Genomic DNA, 18,104 nt, shown 5'->3' on the forward strand with positions numbered 1-18,104 from the left:
CGCCCATCGGCGGCCCGAACGACCTCGGAGAGAGTATCAGGTCACCCCTCTTCGATCACCACCGGAGTGGGCAGCGTGCCGGCGTTGTGCTCCACCAGGATCCAGCCGTCGTCGCCTTCGCGGAGCATGGACCAGGAGCAGTTGGACAGCCCGCCGATGTTGGTGAAGCGATGCAGCGGCATGCCGATGAGCGCGGCGATGCCCAGCCGGGAGGAGCCGCCGTGGGAGGTGAGGACGGCGAGGCCGTTCTCGGGCAGCCGGGCGGCGGCGTCGGTGACGGCGGCGAACATGCGCTCGGCGACCTCCTGGCGGGACTCACCGCCGCCGACGCGCAGCAGCGGGTCGCCGCCGCGCCAGGCCTTGTGCTCGTCGGGCCAGCGCGCGGCGATCTCGGCCGACGTGCAGCCCTGCCACGCGCCGGCGAAGGTCTCGCGCAGCCGCGGGTCCAGCTCGACGTCGAGGCCGACGAGGGCGGCCAGCGGCGCGCTGGTGTCCTGGGCCCGGCGCAGGTCGGACGACACGAGCAGGTCCGGCGCGAGCGCGGCCAGCCGGGCGGCCGCCTCGCGGGCCTGCTCCCGGCCGAGATCGTCGAGGTCGACGTCGGTCTGGCCCTGGAACCGCCCGGTGGCGTTCCACTCGGTCCGGCCGTGCCGCCAGAGCACGACGCGGCGGCTCACGCCCCGTCTCCGGAGCGGGGGCCTCGTCCGGCGTTCACCTCTTCCGGCAGCTCGATCGTCGGGCAGTCCTTCCACAGCCGCTCCAGGGCGTAGAACACCCGCTCCTCGGCATGCTGCACGTGCACGACGATCTCGACGTAGTCGAGCAGCACCCAGCGGCCCTCCCGCTCGCCCTCACGGCTGACGGGGCGGGCGCCGAGGCCGCGCAGCTTCTCCTCGACGGCGTCGACGACGGAGCGCACCTGGCGGTCGTTGGAGGCCGAGCAGACCAGGAACACGTCGGTGATGGCCATGCGCTCGGACACGTCGAAGGCGACGATGTCGTCGGCGAGCTTGTCGGACGCTGCCTCCGCGGCGGCGACCGCCAGCTGGATCGCGCGATCGGTTGCGCTCAAGCGGCGTTCCTCTCTTCTTCCGGGGACCGGATGTGACCGGTCCAGCGTCTCATGCCTCGACGTAGAGGCCACGTTTGTTGATGTACTGGACGATGCCGTCGGGCACCAGGTACCAGATCGGCTCGCCGCCGACGACCCGGTGGCGGCACTCGCTGGACGAGATCGCCAGCGCCGGCACCTCGACCAGCGTGACCTTGCCCTCGGGCAGCCCGACGGCGGACAGATCGTGGCCGGGACGGGTGCAGCCGACGAAGTGGGCCAGCTCGAACAGCTCGTCGTGGTCGCGCCAGGACAGGATCTGGCCGAGCGCGTCCGCGCCGGTGATGAAGTAGAGCTCGGTGTCCTCGCCGTAGTGCGCGCGCAGGTCACGCAGCGTATCGACGGTGTACGTGGGCCCGCCGCGGTCGATGTCGACCCGGCTGACGGAGAACACCGGGTTCGACGCCGTCGCGATGACCGTCATGAGGTAGCGGTCCTCGGCCGGGGTGACCACGCGGTCGCTCTTCTGCCACGGCTCGCCGGTGGGCACGAACACCACCTCGTCGAGGTGGAACCAGTGCTGCACCTCGCTGGCCGCGACCAGGTGGCCGTGGTGGATGGGGTCGAACGTGCCCCCCATGACACCCAGGCGCTTCGGACTGTTCACCGACGACACCGTAGTGCCTGTCCGCTGCTCAGGCGTGCGGCCGGCCCTTGCCGAACGACACGACGATCCACAGCAGCAGCACGAGGATGCCGAACGCGGAGAGGCCCCAGCCCCACGCGGGGAAACCCTCCGACGACGAGGAGTGCGCCTCCTCGGCCAGCAGCACGACGGTGTTCATGGTGGGCAAGCCTACCGTCACCCGCGCACGTGGCCGTCACCGGTGACGACGTACGTCGTGGTGGTCAGCTCCGGCAGCCCCATCGGGCCGCGGGCGTGCAGCTTCTGCGTCGAGATGCCGATCTCGGCGCCGAACCCGAGCTGCTCGCCGTCGGTGAACCGGGTGGAGGCGTTCACCATGACGGCGGCGGAGTCGGTGGTGGCGGCGAACCGGCGCGACGCGGCCAGCGAGCCGGTGACGATCGCCTCGGTGTGCCCGCTCCCCCAGCGCCGGATGTGCGCGACGGCGTCGTCGAGCGAGTCGACGACGGCGGCGGCGAGGTCCAGCGAGAGGTACTCGGCGGCCCAGTCGTCGTCGGTGGCCGGCACGACGGTGTCGTCGTAGCCGCGCACCCGCTCGTCGCCGTGGACGGTGACGCCGGCGTCGCGCAGCGCGGTCAGCGCCGTGGGCAGGAAGTCGGCGGCGACGCCGGCGTGCACGAGCAGCGTCTCGGCGGCGTTGCACACGCTCGGCCGCTGCGTCTTCGCGTTCAGCAGGATCTGCAGCGCCATCGCGAGGTCGGCGTCGGCGTCGACGTACACGTGGCAGTTGCCGACGCCGGTCTCGATGACCGGGACGGTGGACTCCTCGACGACGCTGCGGATCAGCCCGGCGCCGCCGCGCGGGATCAGCACGTCGACGATGCCGCGGGCGCGCATCAGCTCCTTGGCCTGCTCGCGCCCGCCCGGGACCAGCTGGACGGCGGCGCCGGGCAGCCCGGCGGCCTCGACCGCCCGCGCGAGGACGCCGACGATCGCCTCGTTGGACGCCGCGGCGCTGGACGAACCCTTCAGCAGCACCGCGTTGCCGCTCTTCAGCGCCAGCCCGGCGGCGTCGGCGGTGACGTTGGGCCGGGCCTCGTAGATGATGCCGACGACGCCCAGCGGCACCCGGCGCTGGCTGACCTGCAGGCCGTTGGGCAGCGTGTAGCCGCGCACCACCTCGCCGACCGGGTCCGGCAGCCCGGCGACCTGGCGCAGGCCGCCGGCCATGCCGTCGATGCGCGCCTCGTCCAGCCGCAGCCGATCGATCATCGCCTCGGCGGTGCCGGTCTCGCGGGCCCGCTCGACGTCGGCGGCGTTGCGCTCGATGATCGCCGGCGCGTTCGCCACCAGCGCGTCGGCCATCGCGTGCAGCGCGGCGTCCTTCTCGGCGCGGGTGCGGACGGCGAGGTCGGCGGCGGCCGTACGGGCCGCGCGGCCCAGGTCGGCGACGGTGGAGGTCACCCCGCCATTCTAGTGGCCCGTCACCGCCGCAGTTCGCCGAGCAGCCGCTCGCGCACCGCGGCGACGGCCCGCCGTGCGGTGGCCGGCGGGCGGTAGGCGAGGAAGAGGGTGTTCAGCGGCGGCAGCTCGGGCTCGGCGAGCAGCCGCAGCGCGCCGTCGTCGAGCCCGGCATGGCACAGGTACTCCGGCAGGACGGTGGCGCCCGCGCCGGCCAGCGTGGCGGCCAGGGCGCCCCGGAGGTCCGGCACGACGAGCTCGGGCGTGCGTGTCAGCCGGACGCCGAAGACGGTGCGCCAGTACCGGCGCAGGATCGGCGCCTCCTCGCCGTACGCGATCAGCGGGACGGAGCTCAGCTCGCCCGGCGCGGCGACCCGCCCCAGCCGGTCGGCCCAGACCGGCGCCGCCACCAGCGCGAACTCCTCGTCGTAGAACGCCTCCGCAACGATGCCGCGACGCCGGGGCCGCACGCTGAGCACGGCGAGGTCGAGCCGTCCGTCGGCCACCCCGTCGAGCAGCCCGTCGGGCAGGCCGAACGTCGTGCGCACCTGCAGTCCGCCGGCGATGAGCCCGGCCAGGGCCGGGAGCACCTGCTCGCAGACGAACTCCGCGGGGCCGCCCACGTGCACCGCCGCCGGGTCGTCGTCGGCGAGCGTGACCGACTCGAGGGCGTCCAGCGGCTCGGCGACGCGGCGGGCCAGCTCGTCGGCCGCCGCCGTCGGCGCCACGCCACGCGGCAGCCGGTCGAACAACGTCCGGCCGAGGGCCGCCTCCAGCGCCTTGAGCTGCGCCGTCACGGTCGGCTGGGCGAGCCCGAGCACCTGCGCGGCCGCCGTCACCGACCCGGACCGATGGACGGCGAGGAAGCTGCGGAGCAGGTCCAGGGAGACGTTCACATCAGGAATTCTATGGCTCGACCATGTAAGGCTATTGGTGCGCTATGGCTCGACGCGCCGACGATGGGAGCATGACACGAGCACTGATCGTTCTCACCAGCCACTCCCGGCTCGGCGACACCGGCCTGAGCACCGGCTTCCACGCCGGCGAGGCCGCCGAGCCGTGGGCCACGTTCCGCCGCGCCGGCCTCGACGTCGACGTGGCCTCCGTTGCCGGCGGCCGGCCCACGGTCGACGGCCACGACGAGTCCGACACCGACCAGCGGGAGTTCTTCGCCACCGTCGACCTCGACGCCCTGCCGGCGGCCGCCGGCCTCGACCCGTCGTCCTACGACGTCGTGTTCTTCGCCGGCGGGCACGGCACCATGTGGGACTTCCCGGGCAACGCCGCGCTGCAGCGGCTCGCCGCCGGCGTCTACGAGCGCGGCGGCGTGGTCGCGGCCGTCTGCCACGGCCCGGCCGCCCTGGTCGGCCTGAGCCTCTCCGACGGCACCCACCTGGTGGCGGGCAAGCGGGTCGCGGCGTTCACGAACGAGGAGGAGGCCGCGGCCGGCCGCACCGACGTCGTCCCATTCCTGCTGGCCGACGCCCTCGTCGAGCACGGTGCGACGCACGTTCCCGGCCCGATGTGGACCGAGCAGGTGGTCGTGGACGGCCGCCTGGTCACCGGCCAGAACCCGCAGTCCGCCCGCGGCGCCGCCGAGCAGGTCGTGAAAATCGTCTCCTGACCGCGCCTGTCAGCGGCTACGGGCTCAGCCGGCGATGCCGAGGAACACGACCAAGGCCCGGTTGAGGCGCACCATGTCTTCGTCGGTCAACCGGCCGACGCGTTCACCGAGCTGATCCCGCCGGACGATCATGATCTTGTCGGCCATCACGGAACTCGGCTTCTGCAGACCGTTGATCTGCGCCGGCTCGACAGGGATGCGGAACAGTGGCAGTTCGGTCCGGTCTGTGGTCAGCAGCGCCACGGTGACAGAGGCCGTGGCGTCGAATCGGTCGTCCTGGACGATGACGACCGGTCGCGGTTTGCTCGCATATCCGGGTCCGGCAGACGTCCAGACCTCGCCACGCCTCACTCGCCCTGATCCCAAGCGGAGGCCTGCAGATCATCGGCGAACGCCTGGTCATCAGCAGCGTCGGCACTCGCCGCGGCCAGAACGGACTGGCGGTGTGCCTCCGCGGCGAACTCGGGCGAGGTGACGTCGGGAACCCAGATCTGGAGGGGCCGCAGGCCCTGTGCCCGCAGCCGTTCGCGATGTGCCCGTACCCGAGCCTTGCTCTCCGTCGCCATGCCATCGATGTTACATGTAACGGCACGGCGCAGGCCACGTCAGCGGCGGGGGCGTCCGAGCAGGACGAGGTCGTCGCGATGGACGACCTCGCGCTCGTACTCCGGGCCGAGGTCGCGGGCCAGCTCCTTGGTCGAGTGGCCGAGCAACGCCGGCAGCTCGGCGGCGTCGTAGTTGACGACGCCGCGGGCGACCGCGCGGCCGGCCTCGTCCAGCAGGTCGACCGGGTCGCCGGCGGTGAACGTACCGGTGACGGCGGTGATGCCGGCGGGGAGCAGGGACGCGCCGCGCTCGACGACGGCGCGGACGGCGCCCGCGTCGAGAGTGAGCGAGCCCCGTCCGTCGGTCGCGTGCTCCAGCCACAGCAGCCGCGTCGCCCGGCGCGCGGCCCGGCGGTGGAACCAGGTGCCGGCCGAGTCGCCGGCCAGCACCGCGGACACCTCCGGCGCCGAGGCCAGCACGACGTCGATGCCGGAGCCGGTCGCGATCGTGGCTGCCTCGATCTTCGTCACCATGCCGCCGCTGCCGAGCCCGGACCGGCCGGCCGAGCCGACGTCGATGCCGTCGAGGTCGGCCGGGCCGTGCACGTCGGTCAGCCGGGTGGCGCCGGGCCTGTGCGGGTTGCCGTCGTAGAGGCCGTCGACGTCGGAGAGCAGCACCAGCAGGTCGGCGTGCACGAGCTGCGCGACCAGCGCCGCCAGCCGGTCGTTGTCGCCGAAGCGGATCTCGTGGGTGGCGACGGTGTCGTTCTCGTTCACGACCGGCACGACGCCGAACTTCAGCAGCTGCTGCAGCGTCCGGTAGGCGTTGCGGTAGTGCGAACGGCGGGTGACGTCGTCGACGGTCAGCAGCACCTGGCCGACCCGCAGGCCGTGGCCGGCGAACGCGGACGTGTAGTTCGCCATCAGCAGCCCCTGGCCGACGCTGGCGGCGGCCTGCTGCCGGGCCAGGTCCCGCGGCCGCGTGGCCAGCCCCAGCGGCGCCAGACCCGCCGCGATGGCGCCGGACGACACCAGCACCACCTCGCGGCCGGACGCGCGCGCCTTCGCCAGCGCGTCGACCACGAGGGCGACCCTGGCGTCGTCGAGCCCGCCGTGCGCCGTGGTCAGCGACGACGACCCGACCTTGACGACCACCCGCTGCGCGGACGCCAGGCTCGCGCGCGTCGCCGCCGCGTCGCTCATGACAGCCGGGAGTCCGTGCCGCGCGGGCCGAGGTGCTCGCCGCCGGACTCGACGCTGGGCTCCCAGTCGAACACGACCGCGTCCTCGCCGCCGATGACCACCTCGTCGCCGGCCTTGGCGCCGGCCTTGAGCAGCGCCTCCTCGACGCCGAGCCGGGCCAGCCGGTCGGCGAGGTAGCCGACCGCCTCGTCGTTGGTGAAGTCGGTCTGCCGGATCCACCGCTCGGGCTTCACGCCGCGGATGCGGTACCGCTCGCCCTCGTCGGTGACGGTGAACCCGGAGTCGTCGACGGCGGACGGGCGCAGCACCAGGCGGGTCGGCTCCGGCGGCGGCGCGGCCGCCCGGGCCGCGGCGACCAGCGAGCCCATCGCGTAGGTCAGCTCGCGCAGCCCCTCGTGCGTGGCGGCGGAGACCGGGAAGACCTCCCAGCCGCGCGCCTCGATGTCGGCGCGGACCAGCTCGACCAGCTCGCGCGCCTCGGGCACGTCGATCTTGTTCAGCGCGACCATCCGCGGCCGCTTGTCCAGACCGCCGTACTTCTCCAGCTCGGACTCGATGAGGTCGATGTCGGTGAGCGGGTCGCGGCCGGGCTCCATGGTCGCGAGGTCGACGACGTGCAGCAGCGCCTTGCAGCGCTCGACGTGGCGCAGGAACGCGTGGCCCAGGCCACGGCCCTCGCTGGCGCCCTCGATCAGGCCGGGCACGTCGGCGACGGTGTAGCGGACGTCGCCGGCCTCGACGACGCCGAGGTTGGGCACCAGGGTCGTGAACGGGTAGTCGGCGATCTTCGGCCGGGCCGCGGAGATCGCGGCGATGAGGCTGGACTTGCCGGCGCTCGGGAAGCCGACCAGGCCGATGTCGGCGACGCTCTTCAGCTCCAGCACGACGTCCTTGGTCTCGCCCGGCTCGCCGAGCAGCGCGAAGCCGGGCGCCCGGCGGCGCTTGCTGGCCAGCGCGGCGTTGCCCAGGCCGCCGTTGCCGCCCTGCGCAACGACGTAGCGGGTGCCGGCGCCGACGAGGTCGACCAGCACCTCACCGTCGCGCGTGCTCACGACGGTGCCGTCGGGGACCTTGAGCTCGATGTCCTCGCCGTTGGCGCCGTCGCGGTTGCTGCCCTCGCCCTGGGCGCCGCTCTTCGCCTTGCGGTGCGGCGAGCGGTGGTACTCCAGGAGCGTCGTCGTGTTCGGATCGACGACGAGGACGATGTCACCGCCGCGCCCGCCGTTGCCGCCGTCGGGGCCGCCCAGGGGCTTGAACTTCTCGCGGTGGACCGACACGCAGCCGTGCCCTCCGTCACCCGCAGCCAGGTGCAGGACGACGCGGTCCACGAACGACGGAATGGCCATGTCTGGTATGTCCTCAGTCTGTGTCGTTCACAAAATTGGGCGGGCCGGTCATGTGACCGGCCCGCCCTGATGAGTCAGGTGTGTTGCTCGCGTGGAGCGGGGGTCACTCCCCCGCCGGCACGACGATGTTGACGACCTTGCGGCCACGCTTGACGCCGAACTCGACGGCGCCGGAGGACGTGGCGAACAGGGTGTCGTCCTTGCCGCGGCCGACGTTGTCGCCCGGGTGGAAGTGGGTGCCGCGCTGGCGGACGATGATCTCGCCGGCGTTGACCTGCTGGCCGCCGAAGCGCTTCACGCCGAGCCGCTGAGCGTTGGAGTCGCGCCCGTTCTTGCTGGACGAGGCGCCCTTCTTGTGAGCCATCTCGAGTTCCTGCCTACTTCGTCTCGATGCCGGTGACCTTGACCTGGGTGTACTTCTGGCGGTGCCCCTGGCGCCGCCGGTACCCGGTCTTGTTCTTGTACCGGAGGATGTGGATCTTCGGGCCCTTGGTGGCGCCGACGATCTCGGCCGTGACGGAGACACCGGCCAGCTTGGCGGCGTCGGTGGTCACGGTCTCGCCGTCGACGAGCAGGACCGCCGGCAGCGTGACGGTGGCGCCGACCTCGGCGTTGTCGAGCCGGTCGACGTCGATGACGTCTCCGACGGAGACCTTTCTCTGGTTACCGCCGCTGCGGACGATCGCGTACACCGCGGACTCACTCTCTCACTCGGCTTCGGGCGCGCATGCCGCCGCTGTGGAGCGGGCACGCGGGTATGGGCGCGAAGAGCGCCGACGCCCTAGGGTACGGAATTGGTCAGGGTCGGGTCAAACTCAGGGGACGGGACTGCCGGCGGGCCGTTCGGCCCGGCGGCGGGTACGACGGGGGCGGGTCGGCTCGGGAGCCTGCTCGCCGGTCTGCTCCCCCGCCTGGTCGCCGGACTGGCCGGACGGCGGCTGGGTCGCCGCCGGCTGGCCGGTGGCGCCGGCCTCGACCTGCGCCGGGCCGGTGACCAGCGCCTGCGCGGGTGGCGGAGGCGGAGGGGGCGGCGTGGACGACGACGGCGCGGCGCCGTCGGCGCCGGACCCGCTGGCGTCCCCGGCGCCGATGCCGCTGGCGCCGCTGGTGGCCCGTGCCGTGGCGTCCACGGCGCCGGATCCGCTGGCGTCGCCGGCGCTGCTGGTGGACCGTGCCGTGGCGTCCACGGCGCCGGACCGGCCGGCGCCGCCGGCGTCGGCCGGCGTGGCGTCGCTCGCACCGGCGGCGCTGGTGGCCGTGGCGGGCTGGCCGGAGCCCGGCCCGCCGGAGTCGCCGGTGGACGCCTGGTCCGCCGGCTGTGCCGCCGGGTCGCCCCCGGTCACGATCGCCTGGCCGGTGCCGGCGGCCGTGCTGCTGCCGGCGGCGCGCTGAGCCCGCCGGCGGCGTCGCGGCGCGGGCGGCGTGGCCGTCGCGTCCTCCGCATCGGTGCCGGGGCCGGCGCCGGGCTGGGGCGTCGGCTCCGCCTCGCCCGGAGCGGGCTCGGCCGGGTGGTGGTGGCCGTTGCCGTTGGCGCCGACCGGCATCAGGTCCGCCGGGGACGCCTCGCCGGGACTGGCCAGCGCCTCGAGCTTGGGCGTCAGCGCCTCGACCGGGGCCGGCGCCGCCGGCTGCTCGGCCTTGCGCCGCCGCCCGCGCCGCTCCGCGCGGCCGGACCGGCCCTCGTCGGACGACCCGGAGGAGCCGGCCGAGCCGGAACCGGACGACCCCGAGCCGGACTCGACCGGGTGGGCGTGGATCAGCAGCCCGCGGCCCTTGCAGTGCGGGCACGGCTCGCTGAACGCCTCGAGCAGGCCGGTGCCGATGCGCTTGCGCGTCATCTGCACCAGACCCAGCGACGTCACCTCGGCGACCTGGTGCTTGGTGCGGTCGCGGCCCAGGCACTCGACCAGCCGCCGCAGCACGAGGTCGCGGTTGGCCTCGAGCACCATGTCGATGAAGTCGATGACGATGATGCCGCCGATGTCGCGCAGCCGGAGCTGGCGCACGATCTCCTCGGCCGCCTCGAGGTTGTTCTTGGTGACGGTCTCCTCGAGGTTGCCGCCGGAGCCGGTGAACTTGCCGGTGTTGACGTCGACGACGGTCATCGCCTCGGTGCGGTCGATGACCAGCGAGCCGCCGCTGGGCAGCCAGACCTTGCGGTCCATGGCCTTCGCGATCTGCTCGTCGATGCGGTAGGCGGCGAACACGTCGTCGGTGCCCACCCACTTCTCGACCCGGTCGCGCAGCGACCCCGCGACGCTGGACACGTACTCGTCGATGGTGTCCCAGGCACGGTCGCCGGAGACCACGAGCTTGGTGAAGTCCTCGTTGAACAGGTCGCGGACCACCTTGATGGCGAGGTCGGGCTCGCCGTGCAGCAGCTGCGGCGCGTTGCCGGAGGCCTTCTTCTGCAGCGCCGCCCACTCGGCCTTCAGCCGCGCGACGTCGTTGGTCAGCTCCTCCTCCGAGGCGCCCTCGGCGGCGGTGCGGACGATGACGCCGGCGTCCTCGGGGACGACCTGCTTGAGGATCTTCTTCAGCCGGGTCCGCTCGACGTCGGGCAGCTTGCGGCTGATGCCGTTCATCGACCCGCCGGGCACGTACACGACGTACCGGCCCGGCAGGCTGACCTGGCTGGTCAGCCGGGCGCCCTTGTGGCCGATCGGGTCCTTCGTGACCTGCACGAGCACCGCCTGGCCGGACTTGAGCACGTCCTCGATGCGCTTCGGGCCGTCGTTCCTGCCCAGACCGCTCCAGTCGACCTCGCCGGCGTACAGGACGGCGTTGCGGCCGCGGCCGATGTCGACGAACGCCGCCTCCATGGCCGGCAGCACGTTCTGCACGCGGCCCAGGTAGACGTTGCCGATCAGCGACTGCTGGGAGGCGCGGCTGACGTAGTGCTCGACCAGCACGTCGTCCTCGAGGACGGCGATCTGGGTGAGGTCGCCGGACTGCCGGACCGCCATGACGCGGTCGACGGCCTCGCGGCGGGCCAGGAACTCGGCCTCGGACAGGATCGGCGGACGGCGCCGGCCGGCCTCGCGGCCCTCGCGGCGGCGCTGCTTCTTCGCCTCCAGCCGGGTCGAGCCCTTGACCGACGTGACCTCGTCGTCGACGTCGCGGCTGTCGCGCACCCGCACGACGGTGTTCGGCGGGTCGTCCGGACGGGACTCGTCACCGTCGTCGTTGCGCCGGCGCCGGCGCCGCCGACGACGGCGGCTGCCGCCCTCGTCGGAGTCGGAGTCGGACTGGTCGTCGTCGCCGGCCGCGTCGTCGGCCTCGTGCTCGCCGTCGTCGGAGCGGCCCTGCTCGTCGTCGGAGTCGTCGTCGCCGGCCTCGGCGCCCTCGTCGGAGCGACGGCGGCGGCCGCGGCCACCCCGGCGGCGGCGCCGGCGGCGGGTGCCGTCACCGTCGTCGTCGGAGTCGATGTCGGAGTCGATGTCGGAATCGGCGTCGTCAGCCTCGGCGGCGGTGGGCTCCTCCTCGGTCTCCTCGACCTCGGGCTCCGGCTCGGGCTCGGCCTTCGCGCGGCGGCGGCCGCGGACCGGTTGCGCGGCCTCGGGGTCGGGCGCGGCGAACAGCGGCGCCGCGGAGAACGCCGGGGCCTGGAACAGCACGGCGGAGGCGCGGGCCTCGGTCTCGGCGCTCTCCAGGCCGGACGGGGCGAACGCCGGGCTGGCCTCGGCCAGCTCCTCGTCGGCCTCGTCGGCCGGCACCGCGATCGGCTCGGGTGCCGGCGCCGCGGCCTTGCGCGAGCGGGACCGCTTGCGCGGCGCGGGCGCCTCGGCGACCTCCGGCGCGGCGACGAGGTCGGCCGCCTCCGGGTCGGGCAGCGGGTCCGGCGCGGCGCCCTTGCGGGCGGCCGTCTTCTTGGCCGGGGCCTTCTTGGCGGCCTTCTTCGCGACGGTCTTCTTGGCCGCCGCCTTCTTCGCCGTCTTCTTGGCCGGAGCGTCCGCGCTGGTCGTGGGCTCGCCGGCGTCGTGGAGCGTCGGCTCGACCGGCGGTCCGGCGGCCCTGCTCGCGGCGCGGCGGCGGCGTGGCTGGGTGGTGACATCTCCGGACGAGCCGGGGGTCTCTTCCGTCATGTGGTGCACTCCTGTCGGCCCAGCGGATGGGGCGCCGCGCCATCGTCGGCGCGCTGCTCCTCGTCCACCGGGGACTACATCGGGCCACCTGGAGCGCCCGGGCTCGGCCGCTACAGGTGGAAAGCCTGTGATCGGCGACGTCCACCGGACTGTGCGTCGTCGGGCCGCTCAGCGCCCGCCGCGGCGGCGCACCCTTGGGTGGGGCGCCTCGCGGCTGGTCCGCCATGGCGATCCCAGCGTGCCGAGCGACTCCGCGGGGACCAGTGTCGCCTGCCGATCACCGGTGCGGTGATGCGGTGGCGCCGAGCCGGACCCGCGCGGGACGTCGGCGAGGACGTCGTCGGACCGAGCGGCGTGTACCGCACGGCCAGTTCCGAGTATCGCACATGTCCGCCCGGAAACCGTGACGGCGGCCGCCCGCACCGTGTCGACCCCGCTTCGGGCGTCAGGCATCGCCGCAGGTCAGCACCGTCGCCTTACGGTGTGCGGTAGATCACGTCGCGCAATGTCACGTGTCGCGGCCCTCGGGCGGGTCCGCCAGCGGATCGGCCAGCGTGCCGGTCGCGTCGTCCCACTCCCCCTGGGCCAGCCGGACGGCGCGCGGCGGCTGCGGCGGGGTGAACCCGGCGACGAGGCGCAGCCCGGCCAGCACCTCGTCCGGCCGCACCGTCGGCGACTGGTGCCGGACGACGGCGTGCAGTGTGACCGGGTCCGCGGCGGTGTCGGCGGCGAGCCACAGGACGGCGGCCCGCGGGTCCAGCTTCCGCACGCCGTTCTTCGTCAGCCGCTCGACCGGCACCGACTCCGCCGCCAGGAACGCCGTCACCGCGGCCGCGGCCTGCTCCGGCGCCGCGCCGGGCAGCTCGATCGACCAGCTGGAGGCCTGCAGCCGGTCGGCCAGCGCGCCGGGGCCGGCCGCCACCACCTGCACGACGTCCAGCCCCGGCGGCAGCGCCGCGTCCAGCGCGGCGCGGATCTCGTCGGGGTCGCAGACCCGGGTGACCGCCAGCTCCAGGTACTCCGCCTCGCTGGCCGCCCCTGTCGGCGCGGCGCCGGCGTAGGAGACCCGCGGGTGCGGCGTGAACCCCTGCGACCAGGCCATCGGCACGTCGGCGCGGCGCAGCGCCCGCTCGAACGCGCGCTGGAAGTCGCGGTGGCTGGTGAAACGCAGCCGGCCGCGCTTGGCGAACCGGACGCGCAGCCGCTGCACGGCGGGTAGCTGCTGGTGCGGTGCGGTGCTCAGGGGTCGGTCCTCTCGGCGGTGCGGGTCGAAGGACCCATTGTCACGCGGATGCGGCGGGCGTACGTTCCATCCCACCAGTCATCCGACTTCGGGGGGCAGAGCGATGACCGGACTTCATGAGGGCCTGCGGTCGCTGCTGGACGGCGACCTGCTCACCCCGGCCGACCCGGGCTACGACGACGCAAGGACCGTCTTCAACGCCATGATCGACCGCCGGCCGGGCGTGATCGTGCGCTGCGCGAGCCGCGCCGACGTGGTGCTGGCCGTGACGTTCGCCCGTGAGAACGGCCTCGAGCTGGCCGTGCGCGGCGGTGGCCACAGCGTCAGCGGACTGGCGCTCACCGACGGCGGCCTGGTGGTCGATCTGCGCCGGCTGAACGCCGTCAGCGTCGACCCGGAGGCCCGCACGGCCACCGTCGGCGGCGGCGCCACCATGGCCGACCTGGACCGTGCCTGCGCGCCGTACGGCCTGGCCACCACCGGTGGCCGGGTCTCGACGACCGGCGTCGGCGGGTTCGTGCTCGGCGGGGGGACCGGCTGGCTGGACCGGCTGTTCGGGCTGGCCTGCGACAACCTGGTCGAGGCGGAGGTGGTGACGGCCGGCGGCGAGATCGTCCGGGCCGCGGCGGACAGCCACCCCGACCTGTTCTGGGCGCTGCACGGCGGCGGCGGCAACTTCGGCGTCGTGACGTCGATGACGCTGCGGCTGCGCCCGCTGCCGGAGTCGACGCTGGCGCTGCTGCTCTGGCCGCCGGAGGACGGGCCGGCGATCGTCCGCGCGTTCCGCGACCTGATGCACGACGCGCCGGACACGCTCGGCGGCGGCGCCATCTACCTCACCGGCCCGGAGGGCGAGGACTTCGTGCCGGCCGAGCTGGCCGGACGGCTCGCGCTGGCCGTCGTGCTCGTGCACGCCGGGAGCGAGCGGTCGCTGCGCGAGCTGGCGGCGCCGCTGTTCGCAGCGGCGCCGGCCGGCGCCATGGTGGCCGAGCTGCCCTACGACGAGCTGCAGTCAGCGCTGGACGATCCGCCCGGCTACCGCAACTACTGGTCCGCCGAGCACCTGGAGTCGCTGCCGGACGAGGCCATCGACACCTTCTGTGCCCAGGCGGCCGGCATGATCGTGCCGTCGGCGTCGCAGCACGTGCTGTTCTGCATGGGTGGCGCGGTGGCCCGCGGCCCGGACGACTACCCGATCCCGTGGCGTCAGGCCGGCTGGGTGGTGCATCCGTTCGGGCTGTGGACCGACCCCGCCGACGACGCCCGCGGCCGGCGGTGGGCCCACGACGTCTGCGCCGCCGTGCGGCCCTGGCGGACCGGCGCCGTCTACCTCAACTTCATCGGCGACGAGGGCAGGCAGCGGGTCGTGGCCGGGTTCGGCGAGGTCGGCTACGCGCGGCTGGCCTCCGTCAAGGCCCGGTACGACCCCACGAACCTGTTCCGGCGCAACCACAACATCACCCCGGCCTGACCCTCAGCTCGCCCTCGAGGACGGTGCGCGCGTGCCCGGTGAGCTCCAGCCGGTCGCCGCGCAGCGTCACGCCGACGACGCCGCCGCGGGCCGACAGCTGCGCGCCGGTCAGCCGCTTGCCGTCGCCCCGGCCGAGCTCCTTCGCCCAGTACGGGCCGAGCACGCAGTGTGCCGACCCGGTGACCGGGTCCTCCGGGATGCCCTGCGACGGGGCGAAGAAGCGCGACACGAAGTCGTACGGCTCCTCGTCCGCGCGGGCGGTGACGATGACGCCCCGCGCGTCGACGGCGGCGAGCGCGGCCAGGTCGGGCGTCAGCCCGCGCACCGTCGCCTCGTCGGCGACGGCGACGAGCACGTCGAACCGGCTCCGGCCGGTCCACACAGGCGTGACGCCGAGCGCCTCGGCCAGCCCGTCCGGGGCGGCCGCGGCCCGGGCCGGCAGCGCCGGGAAGTCCATGGTGACGGCGCCGGACCGGTCCGGGGTGACGGTGAGCACGCCACTGCGGGTGCTGAACCGGATCGGGCCCGACTCGCCGCGCTCGAACAGCACGTGCGCCGTCGCCAGCGTCGCGTGGCCGCACAGGTCGACCTCGACCTCCGGAGTGAACCAGCGCAGCCGGTAGTCGACCGCCGGCGTGGCCCGGGCCGCCTCGTCGCCGTCGACCGGCTCGACGAACGCGGTCTCGGAGTGCTTCAGCTCGGCCGCGACCGACTGCATCCACTCGTCGGTGACCGTGCGGTCCAGCAGGCACACGCCGGCCGGGTTGCCGCCGAAGGGCTGATCGGTGAACGCGTCGACGACGAGGATCCGCACGGTTCCCAGCCTACGAGGCCGCCGGGCCGCCCTCGGCCGCGATCCCACAGGTCCGGAATGCCCCCACCTCACGGTGGGGACAGGTCGACATCGACGCCGGACCAGAGCCAGAGACGCATCACCCGCTCGAGGACCTCGGGCCGATCCGGCGGGATCGAGTCGCGGTAGAGGACGAGCGTGGGATCCGCGGTGCCGCAGGGTCTCGCCCGGCGACGACGACGGCGGCTGTGCTGGGAGCGGACGGCCGGACGGCCACTCGAACAACGTCCACGAGTCACCGGCCGCGAACGCGGAGTCGGCCGCGTCGACAACCGCCTGGAGGTCTCTCGGTGTCCGTGCGCCCTCGAGCAGGTCGCCGAGACGCTCGACCGAGCACGAGGCGGCACCACCGTCGTGGAACCTGAGCTCGTACTGCCGCTCATGCGACGAGGCGCGCGGCGGCAGGCGCCGGACACCGGCGATCAGTTCACGCACGACCACGGGGCGGCCTGCCGGATGACCGGGTCAGACGGGCGTCAGCGGGAGCAGCGTCCGGCCGGTGGGGCCGGTCTGGATCTCGGTGCCCATCGACGGGCAGACGCCGCAGTCGAAGCAGGGGGTCCAGCGGCAGTCGTCCAGCTCGACCTCGTCGAGGGCGTCCTGCCAGTCGTCCCACAGCCAGTCGCGGTCCAGCCCGGAGTCGAGGTGGTCCCAGGGCAGCACCTCGTCGCGGTCCCGCTCACGCGTCGTGTACCAGGCGAGGTCGACCGGCTCGCCGGCCAGCGCCTTCTCCGCGCAGTCGACCCAGCGCTGGTAGGAGAAGTGCTCGCCCCAGCCGTCGAACCGGCCGCCGTCCTCCCACACCGCGCGGATGACCCGGCCGACGCGGCGGTCGCCGCGGGACAGCAGGCCTTCGACCATGCTCGGCTTGCCCTCGTGGTAGCGCAGGCCGATCGCCTTGCCGTACTGGCGGTCGGACTTCACCTTCTCGCGCAGCTTGCGCAACCTGGCGTCCACCACCTCGTGCGAGGCCTGCGCCGCCCACTGGAACGGGGTGTGCGGCTTGGGCACGAACCCGCCGATGGACACGGTGCAGCGGATGTCGCCGCGCCCGGACGCCTTCCGGCCCGCCTCGATGACGCGCTTGGCGAGGTCGGCGATGGCCAGCACGTCGTCGTCGGTCTCCGTCGGCAGGCCGCACATGAAGTAGAGCTTCACCTGCCGCCAGCCGCTGCCGTAGGCCGTACTGACGGTGCGGATCAGGTCGTCCTCGCTGACCATCTTGTTGATGACGCGGCGCATGCGCTCGGTGCCGCCCTCGGGCGCGAACGTCAGTCCGGACCGGCGGCCGTTGCGGGACAGCTCGTCGGCGAGGGTGACGTTGAACGCGTCGACCCGGGTGGACGGCAGCGAGAGCGACGTGTTGGTGCCCTCGTACTGGTCGGCCAGGCCCTTCGCGATGGCGCCGATCTCGGAGTGGTCGGCGCTGGACAGCGACAGCAGACCGACCTCGGTGAAGCCGGAGTTCTTGACGCCCTCGGCGACCATGGCGCCGACGGTCTCGATGGACCGCTCGCGCACCGGCCGGGTGATCATGCCGGCCTGGCAGAACCGGCAGCCGCGGGTGCAGCCGCGGAAGATCTCGACGCTGTACCGCTCGTGGACGGTCTCGGCCAGCGGCACCAACGGCTTGCGCGGGTACGGCCACTGGTCGAGGTCCATGACGGTGTGCTTGCGGACGGTGTCCGGCACGCCGGGCCGGTTCGGCACGACCGCCGCGATGGCGCCGTCGTCGTGGTAGGTGACGTCGTAGAACTTGGGCACGTAGACCCCGCCGCCGGCGGCCAGCCGCAGCAGCAGACCGTCGCGGCCGCCGGGACGTCCCTCGGCCTTCCACTCGCGCACCACCTCGGTGATCGCGAGCACGATCTCCTCGCCGTCGCCGAGCACGGCGGCGTCGAGGAAGTCCGAGACCGGCTCGGGGTTGAAGGCCGAGTGCCCGCCGGCGACGACGACCGGGTGCTCGTCGCCGCGCTCGGTGGCCAGCAGCGGGACGCCGGCGAGGTCGAGCGCCGTCAGCAGGTTCGTGTAGCCGAGCTCCGTGGCGAACGAGACGCCGAGCAGGTCGAACGCGGCGACCGGACGGTGCGCATCGACGGTGAACTGGCCGATGCCGTGCTCGCGCATGAGCTGCTCGAGGTCGGGCCAGACCGCGTAGGTGCGCTCGGCCAGCACGCCGTACTGCTCGTTGAGCAGCTCGTACAGGATCTGCACGCCCTGGTTCGGCAGGCCGACCTCGTACGCGTCGGGGTACATCAGCGCCCACCGGACCTCGGCGCCGTCCCAGTCCTTCACCGTCGCGCCGAGCTCGCCGCCGACGTACTGGATCGGCTTGGACACCCGGGCCAGCAACGGCTCGAGCTGCTCGAACAGGGACTCGACGGGCATGGACGTCCTACTCACGGCTGGGCATTCGGGCGGTCACGGGTATCGTAACCATCGGGCACGACCTGACCTCATGCGTCTTGTCGGAGGGCGAGCAGGAATGACCGAGCATGTCGTGCCGGACGGCTTCCGGACACCGTCCGTGGAGACCCGGCCGCTGGAGCTGCAACCCGCGCCCGACATCGTGGCCC

18 protein-coding genes are annotated in these 18,104 nt (G+C 73.8%); 2 read left to right on the plus strand and 16 right to left on the minus strand.

Annotation, left to right across the window (positions count from 1 at the left end):
• Positions 1-41: 41 nt before the first annotated feature.
• From C1I92_RS11175 to C1I92_RS11195, 6 genes are read right to left on the minus strand one after another with little or no spacing between them, the layout of a single operon-like run.
• Positions 42-677 carry a histidine phosphatase family protein gene (locus C1I92_RS11175; protein WP_111254732.1) on the minus strand — a complete coding sequence of 212 codons (636 nt, stop codon included), beginning with the start codon at positions 675-677 and terminating at the stop codon, positions 42-44.
• Positions 674-1,072, minus strand: a complete 399-nt coding sequence (gene rsfS, locus C1I92_RS11180; RefSeq protein ID WP_111254733.1) for a ribosome silencing factor — start codon at positions 1,070-1,072, stop codon at positions 674-676. Before rsfS ends, C1I92_RS11175 begins: the two co-directional genes overlap by 4 nt.
• A 49-nt stretch (positions 1,073-1,121) precedes the next feature.
• Positions 1,122-1,727 carry a nicotinate-nucleotide adenylyltransferase gene (gene nadD, locus C1I92_RS11185; protein WP_111254734.1) on the minus strand — a complete coding sequence of 202 codons (606 nt, stop codon included), beginning with the start codon at positions 1,725-1,727 and terminating at the stop codon, positions 1,122-1,124.
• A 19-nt stretch (positions 1,728-1,746) separates the two neighbouring features.
• Positions 1,747-1,896, minus strand: a complete 150-nt coding sequence (locus C1I92_RS34400; RefSeq protein ID WP_199521140.1) for a hypothetical protein — start codon at positions 1,894-1,896, stop codon at positions 1,747-1,749.
• A gap of 17 nt (positions 1,897-1,913) precedes the next feature.
• Positions 1,914-3,161 carry a glutamate-5-semialdehyde dehydrogenase gene (locus C1I92_RS11190; RefSeq protein ID WP_111254735.1) on the minus strand — a complete coding sequence of 416 codons (1,248 nt, stop codon included), beginning with the start codon at positions 3,159-3,161 and terminating at the stop codon, positions 1,914-1,916.
• A 20-nt stretch (positions 3,162-3,181) separates the two neighbouring features.
• A complete protein-coding gene (locus tag C1I92_RS11195; protein WP_111254736.1) occupies positions 3,182-4,054 on the minus strand; it encodes a LysR family transcriptional regulator in 873 nt (290 codons plus the stop codon).
• A 71-nt stretch (positions 4,055-4,125) separates the two neighbouring features.
• Between C1I92_RS11195 and C1I92_RS11200 the strand changes: the two genes are divergently transcribed.
• Complete coding sequence (locus tag C1I92_RS11200) at positions 4,126-4,782, plus strand: type 1 glutamine amidotransferase domain-containing protein (protein WP_111254737.1); 657 nt, start codon at positions 4,126-4,128, stop codon at positions 4,780-4,782.
• A gap of 24 nt (positions 4,783-4,806) precedes the next feature.
• Here the strand turns inward: C1I92_RS11200 and C1I92_RS11205 are convergent, their stop codons facing one another.
• The 8 genes from C1I92_RS11205 to C1I92_RS11240 all read right to left on the minus strand — a co-directional run bounded on the left by C1I92_RS11205 (position 4,807) and on the right by C1I92_RS11240 (position 13,171).
• Positions 4,807-5,133, minus strand: a complete 327-nt coding sequence (locus C1I92_RS11205) for a type II toxin-antitoxin system PemK/MazF family toxin (protein ID WP_111254738.1) — start codon at positions 5,131-5,133, stop codon at positions 4,807-4,809.
• On the minus strand, positions 5,130-5,348 hold the full coding sequence (locus tag C1I92_RS11210) for an antitoxin MazE family protein (protein ID WP_111254739.1): 219 nt from the start codon (positions 5,346-5,348) through the stop codon (positions 5,130-5,132). Before C1I92_RS11210 ends, C1I92_RS11205 begins: the two co-directional genes overlap by 4 nt.
• Positions 5,349-5,387: 39 nt before the next feature.
• The gene (gene proB, locus C1I92_RS11215) at positions 5,388-6,530 is read right to left on the minus strand and encodes a glutamate 5-kinase (RefSeq protein WP_111254740.1); all 1,143 of its coding nucleotides are present in this window, start codon (positions 6,528-6,530) and stop codon (positions 5,388-5,390) included.
• Positions 6,527-7,870: a GTPase ObgE gene (gene obgE / locus C1I92_RS11220; protein ID WP_111254757.1), complete on the minus strand. Its 1,344-nt coding sequence runs from the start codon at positions 7,868-7,870 to the stop codon at positions 6,527-6,529. The genes proB and obgE overlap by 4 nt, the downstream gene beginning before the upstream one ends.
• A 109-nt stretch (positions 7,871-7,979) precedes the next feature.
• Entirely contained in the window at positions 7,980-8,240 is a 261-nt protein-coding gene (gene rpmA / locus C1I92_RS11225; protein ID WP_111254741.1) for a 50S ribosomal protein L27, read from the minus strand.
• A gap of 13 nt (positions 8,241-8,253) precedes the next feature.
• Entirely contained in the window at positions 8,254-8,568 is a 315-nt protein-coding gene (gene rplU, locus C1I92_RS11230; protein ID WP_111254742.1) for a 50S ribosomal protein L21, read from the minus strand.
• 123 nt (positions 8,569-8,691) lie between these two features.
• Positions 8,692-11,961 carry a ribonuclease E/G gene (locus C1I92_RS35270; protein ID WP_111254758.1) on the minus strand — a complete coding sequence of 1,090 codons (3,270 nt, stop codon included), beginning with the start codon at positions 11,959-11,961 and terminating at the stop codon, positions 8,692-8,694.
• A 508-nt stretch (positions 11,962-12,469) separates the two neighbouring features.
• A complete protein-coding gene (locus C1I92_RS11240; protein WP_111254743.1) occupies positions 12,470-13,171 on the minus strand; it encodes a TIGR03936 family radical SAM-associated protein in 702 nt (233 codons plus the stop codon).
• A 136-nt stretch (positions 13,172-13,307) separates the two neighbouring features.
• Between C1I92_RS11240 and C1I92_RS11245 the strand changes: the two genes are divergently transcribed.
• Positions 13,308-14,675 (plus strand): FAD-binding oxidoreductase, encoded by a 1,368-nt coding sequence (locus C1I92_RS11245; protein ID WP_111254744.1) that lies wholly within the window; start codon positions 13,308-13,310, stop codon positions 14,673-14,675.
• On the opposite strand, the gene C1I92_RS11250 is transcribed toward C1I92_RS11245, so the two are convergent.
• Both C1I92_RS11250 and C1I92_RS11255 read right to left on the minus strand, forming a co-directional pair.
• Positions 14,662-15,489, minus strand: coding sequence for a PhzF family phenazine biosynthesis protein (locus C1I92_RS11250; protein ID WP_111254745.1), 828 nt, complete (start codon positions 15,487-15,489; stop codon positions 14,662-14,664). The genes C1I92_RS11245 and C1I92_RS11250 overlap by 14 nt on opposite strands.
• A 504-nt stretch (positions 15,490-15,993) precedes the next feature.
• A complete protein-coding gene (locus C1I92_RS11255) occupies positions 15,994-17,916 on the minus strand; it encodes a TIGR03960 family B12-binding radical SAM protein (RefSeq protein ID WP_111254746.1) in 1,923 nt (640 codons plus the stop codon).
• Positions 17,917-18,104: the final 188 nt, after the last annotated feature.

It is taken from the genome of Jiangella anatolica (assembly GCF_003236295.1).
Taxonomy (GTDB): Bacteria; Actinomycetota; Actinomycetes; order Jiangellales; family Jiangellaceae; genus Jiangella; species Jiangella anatolica.

What these genes read in the sequence shown, in the direction of transcription:
- C1I92_RS11210 (WP_111254739.1), bottom strand. Translation starts at nt 5,348, where the DNA reads ATGGCGACGGAGAGCAAGGCTCGGGTACGGGCACATCGCGAACGGCTG.
- rpmA (WP_111254741.1), bottom strand. Translation starts at nt 8,240, where the DNA reads ATGGCTCACAAGAAGGGCGCCTCGTCCAGCAAGAACGGGCGCGACTCC.
- C1I92_RS35270 (WP_111254758.1), bottom strand. Translation starts at nt 11,961, where the DNA reads ATGACGGAAGAGACCCCCGGCTCGTCCGGAGATGTCACCACCCAGCCA.
- C1I92_RS11245 (WP_111254744.1), top strand. Translation starts at nt 13,308, where the DNA reads ATGACCGGACTTCATGAGGGCCTGCGGTCGCTGCTGGACGGCGACCTG.
- C1I92_RS11200 (WP_111254737.1), top strand. Translation starts at nt 4,126, where the DNA reads ATGACACGAGCACTGATCGTTCTCACCAGCCACTCCCGGCTCGGCGAC.
- proB (WP_111254740.1), bottom strand. Translation starts at nt 6,530, where the DNA reads ATGAGCGACGCGGCGGCGACGCGCGCGAGCCTGGCGTCCGCGCAGCGG.
- C1I92_RS11255 (WP_111254746.1), bottom strand. Translation starts at nt 17,916, where the DNA reads ATGCCCGTCGAGTCCCTGTTCGAGCAGCTCGAGCCGTTGCTGGCCCGG.
- C1I92_RS34400 (WP_199521140.1), bottom strand. Translation starts at nt 1,896, where the DNA reads ATGAACACCGTCGTGCTGCTGGCCGAGGAGGCGCACTCCTCGTCGTCG.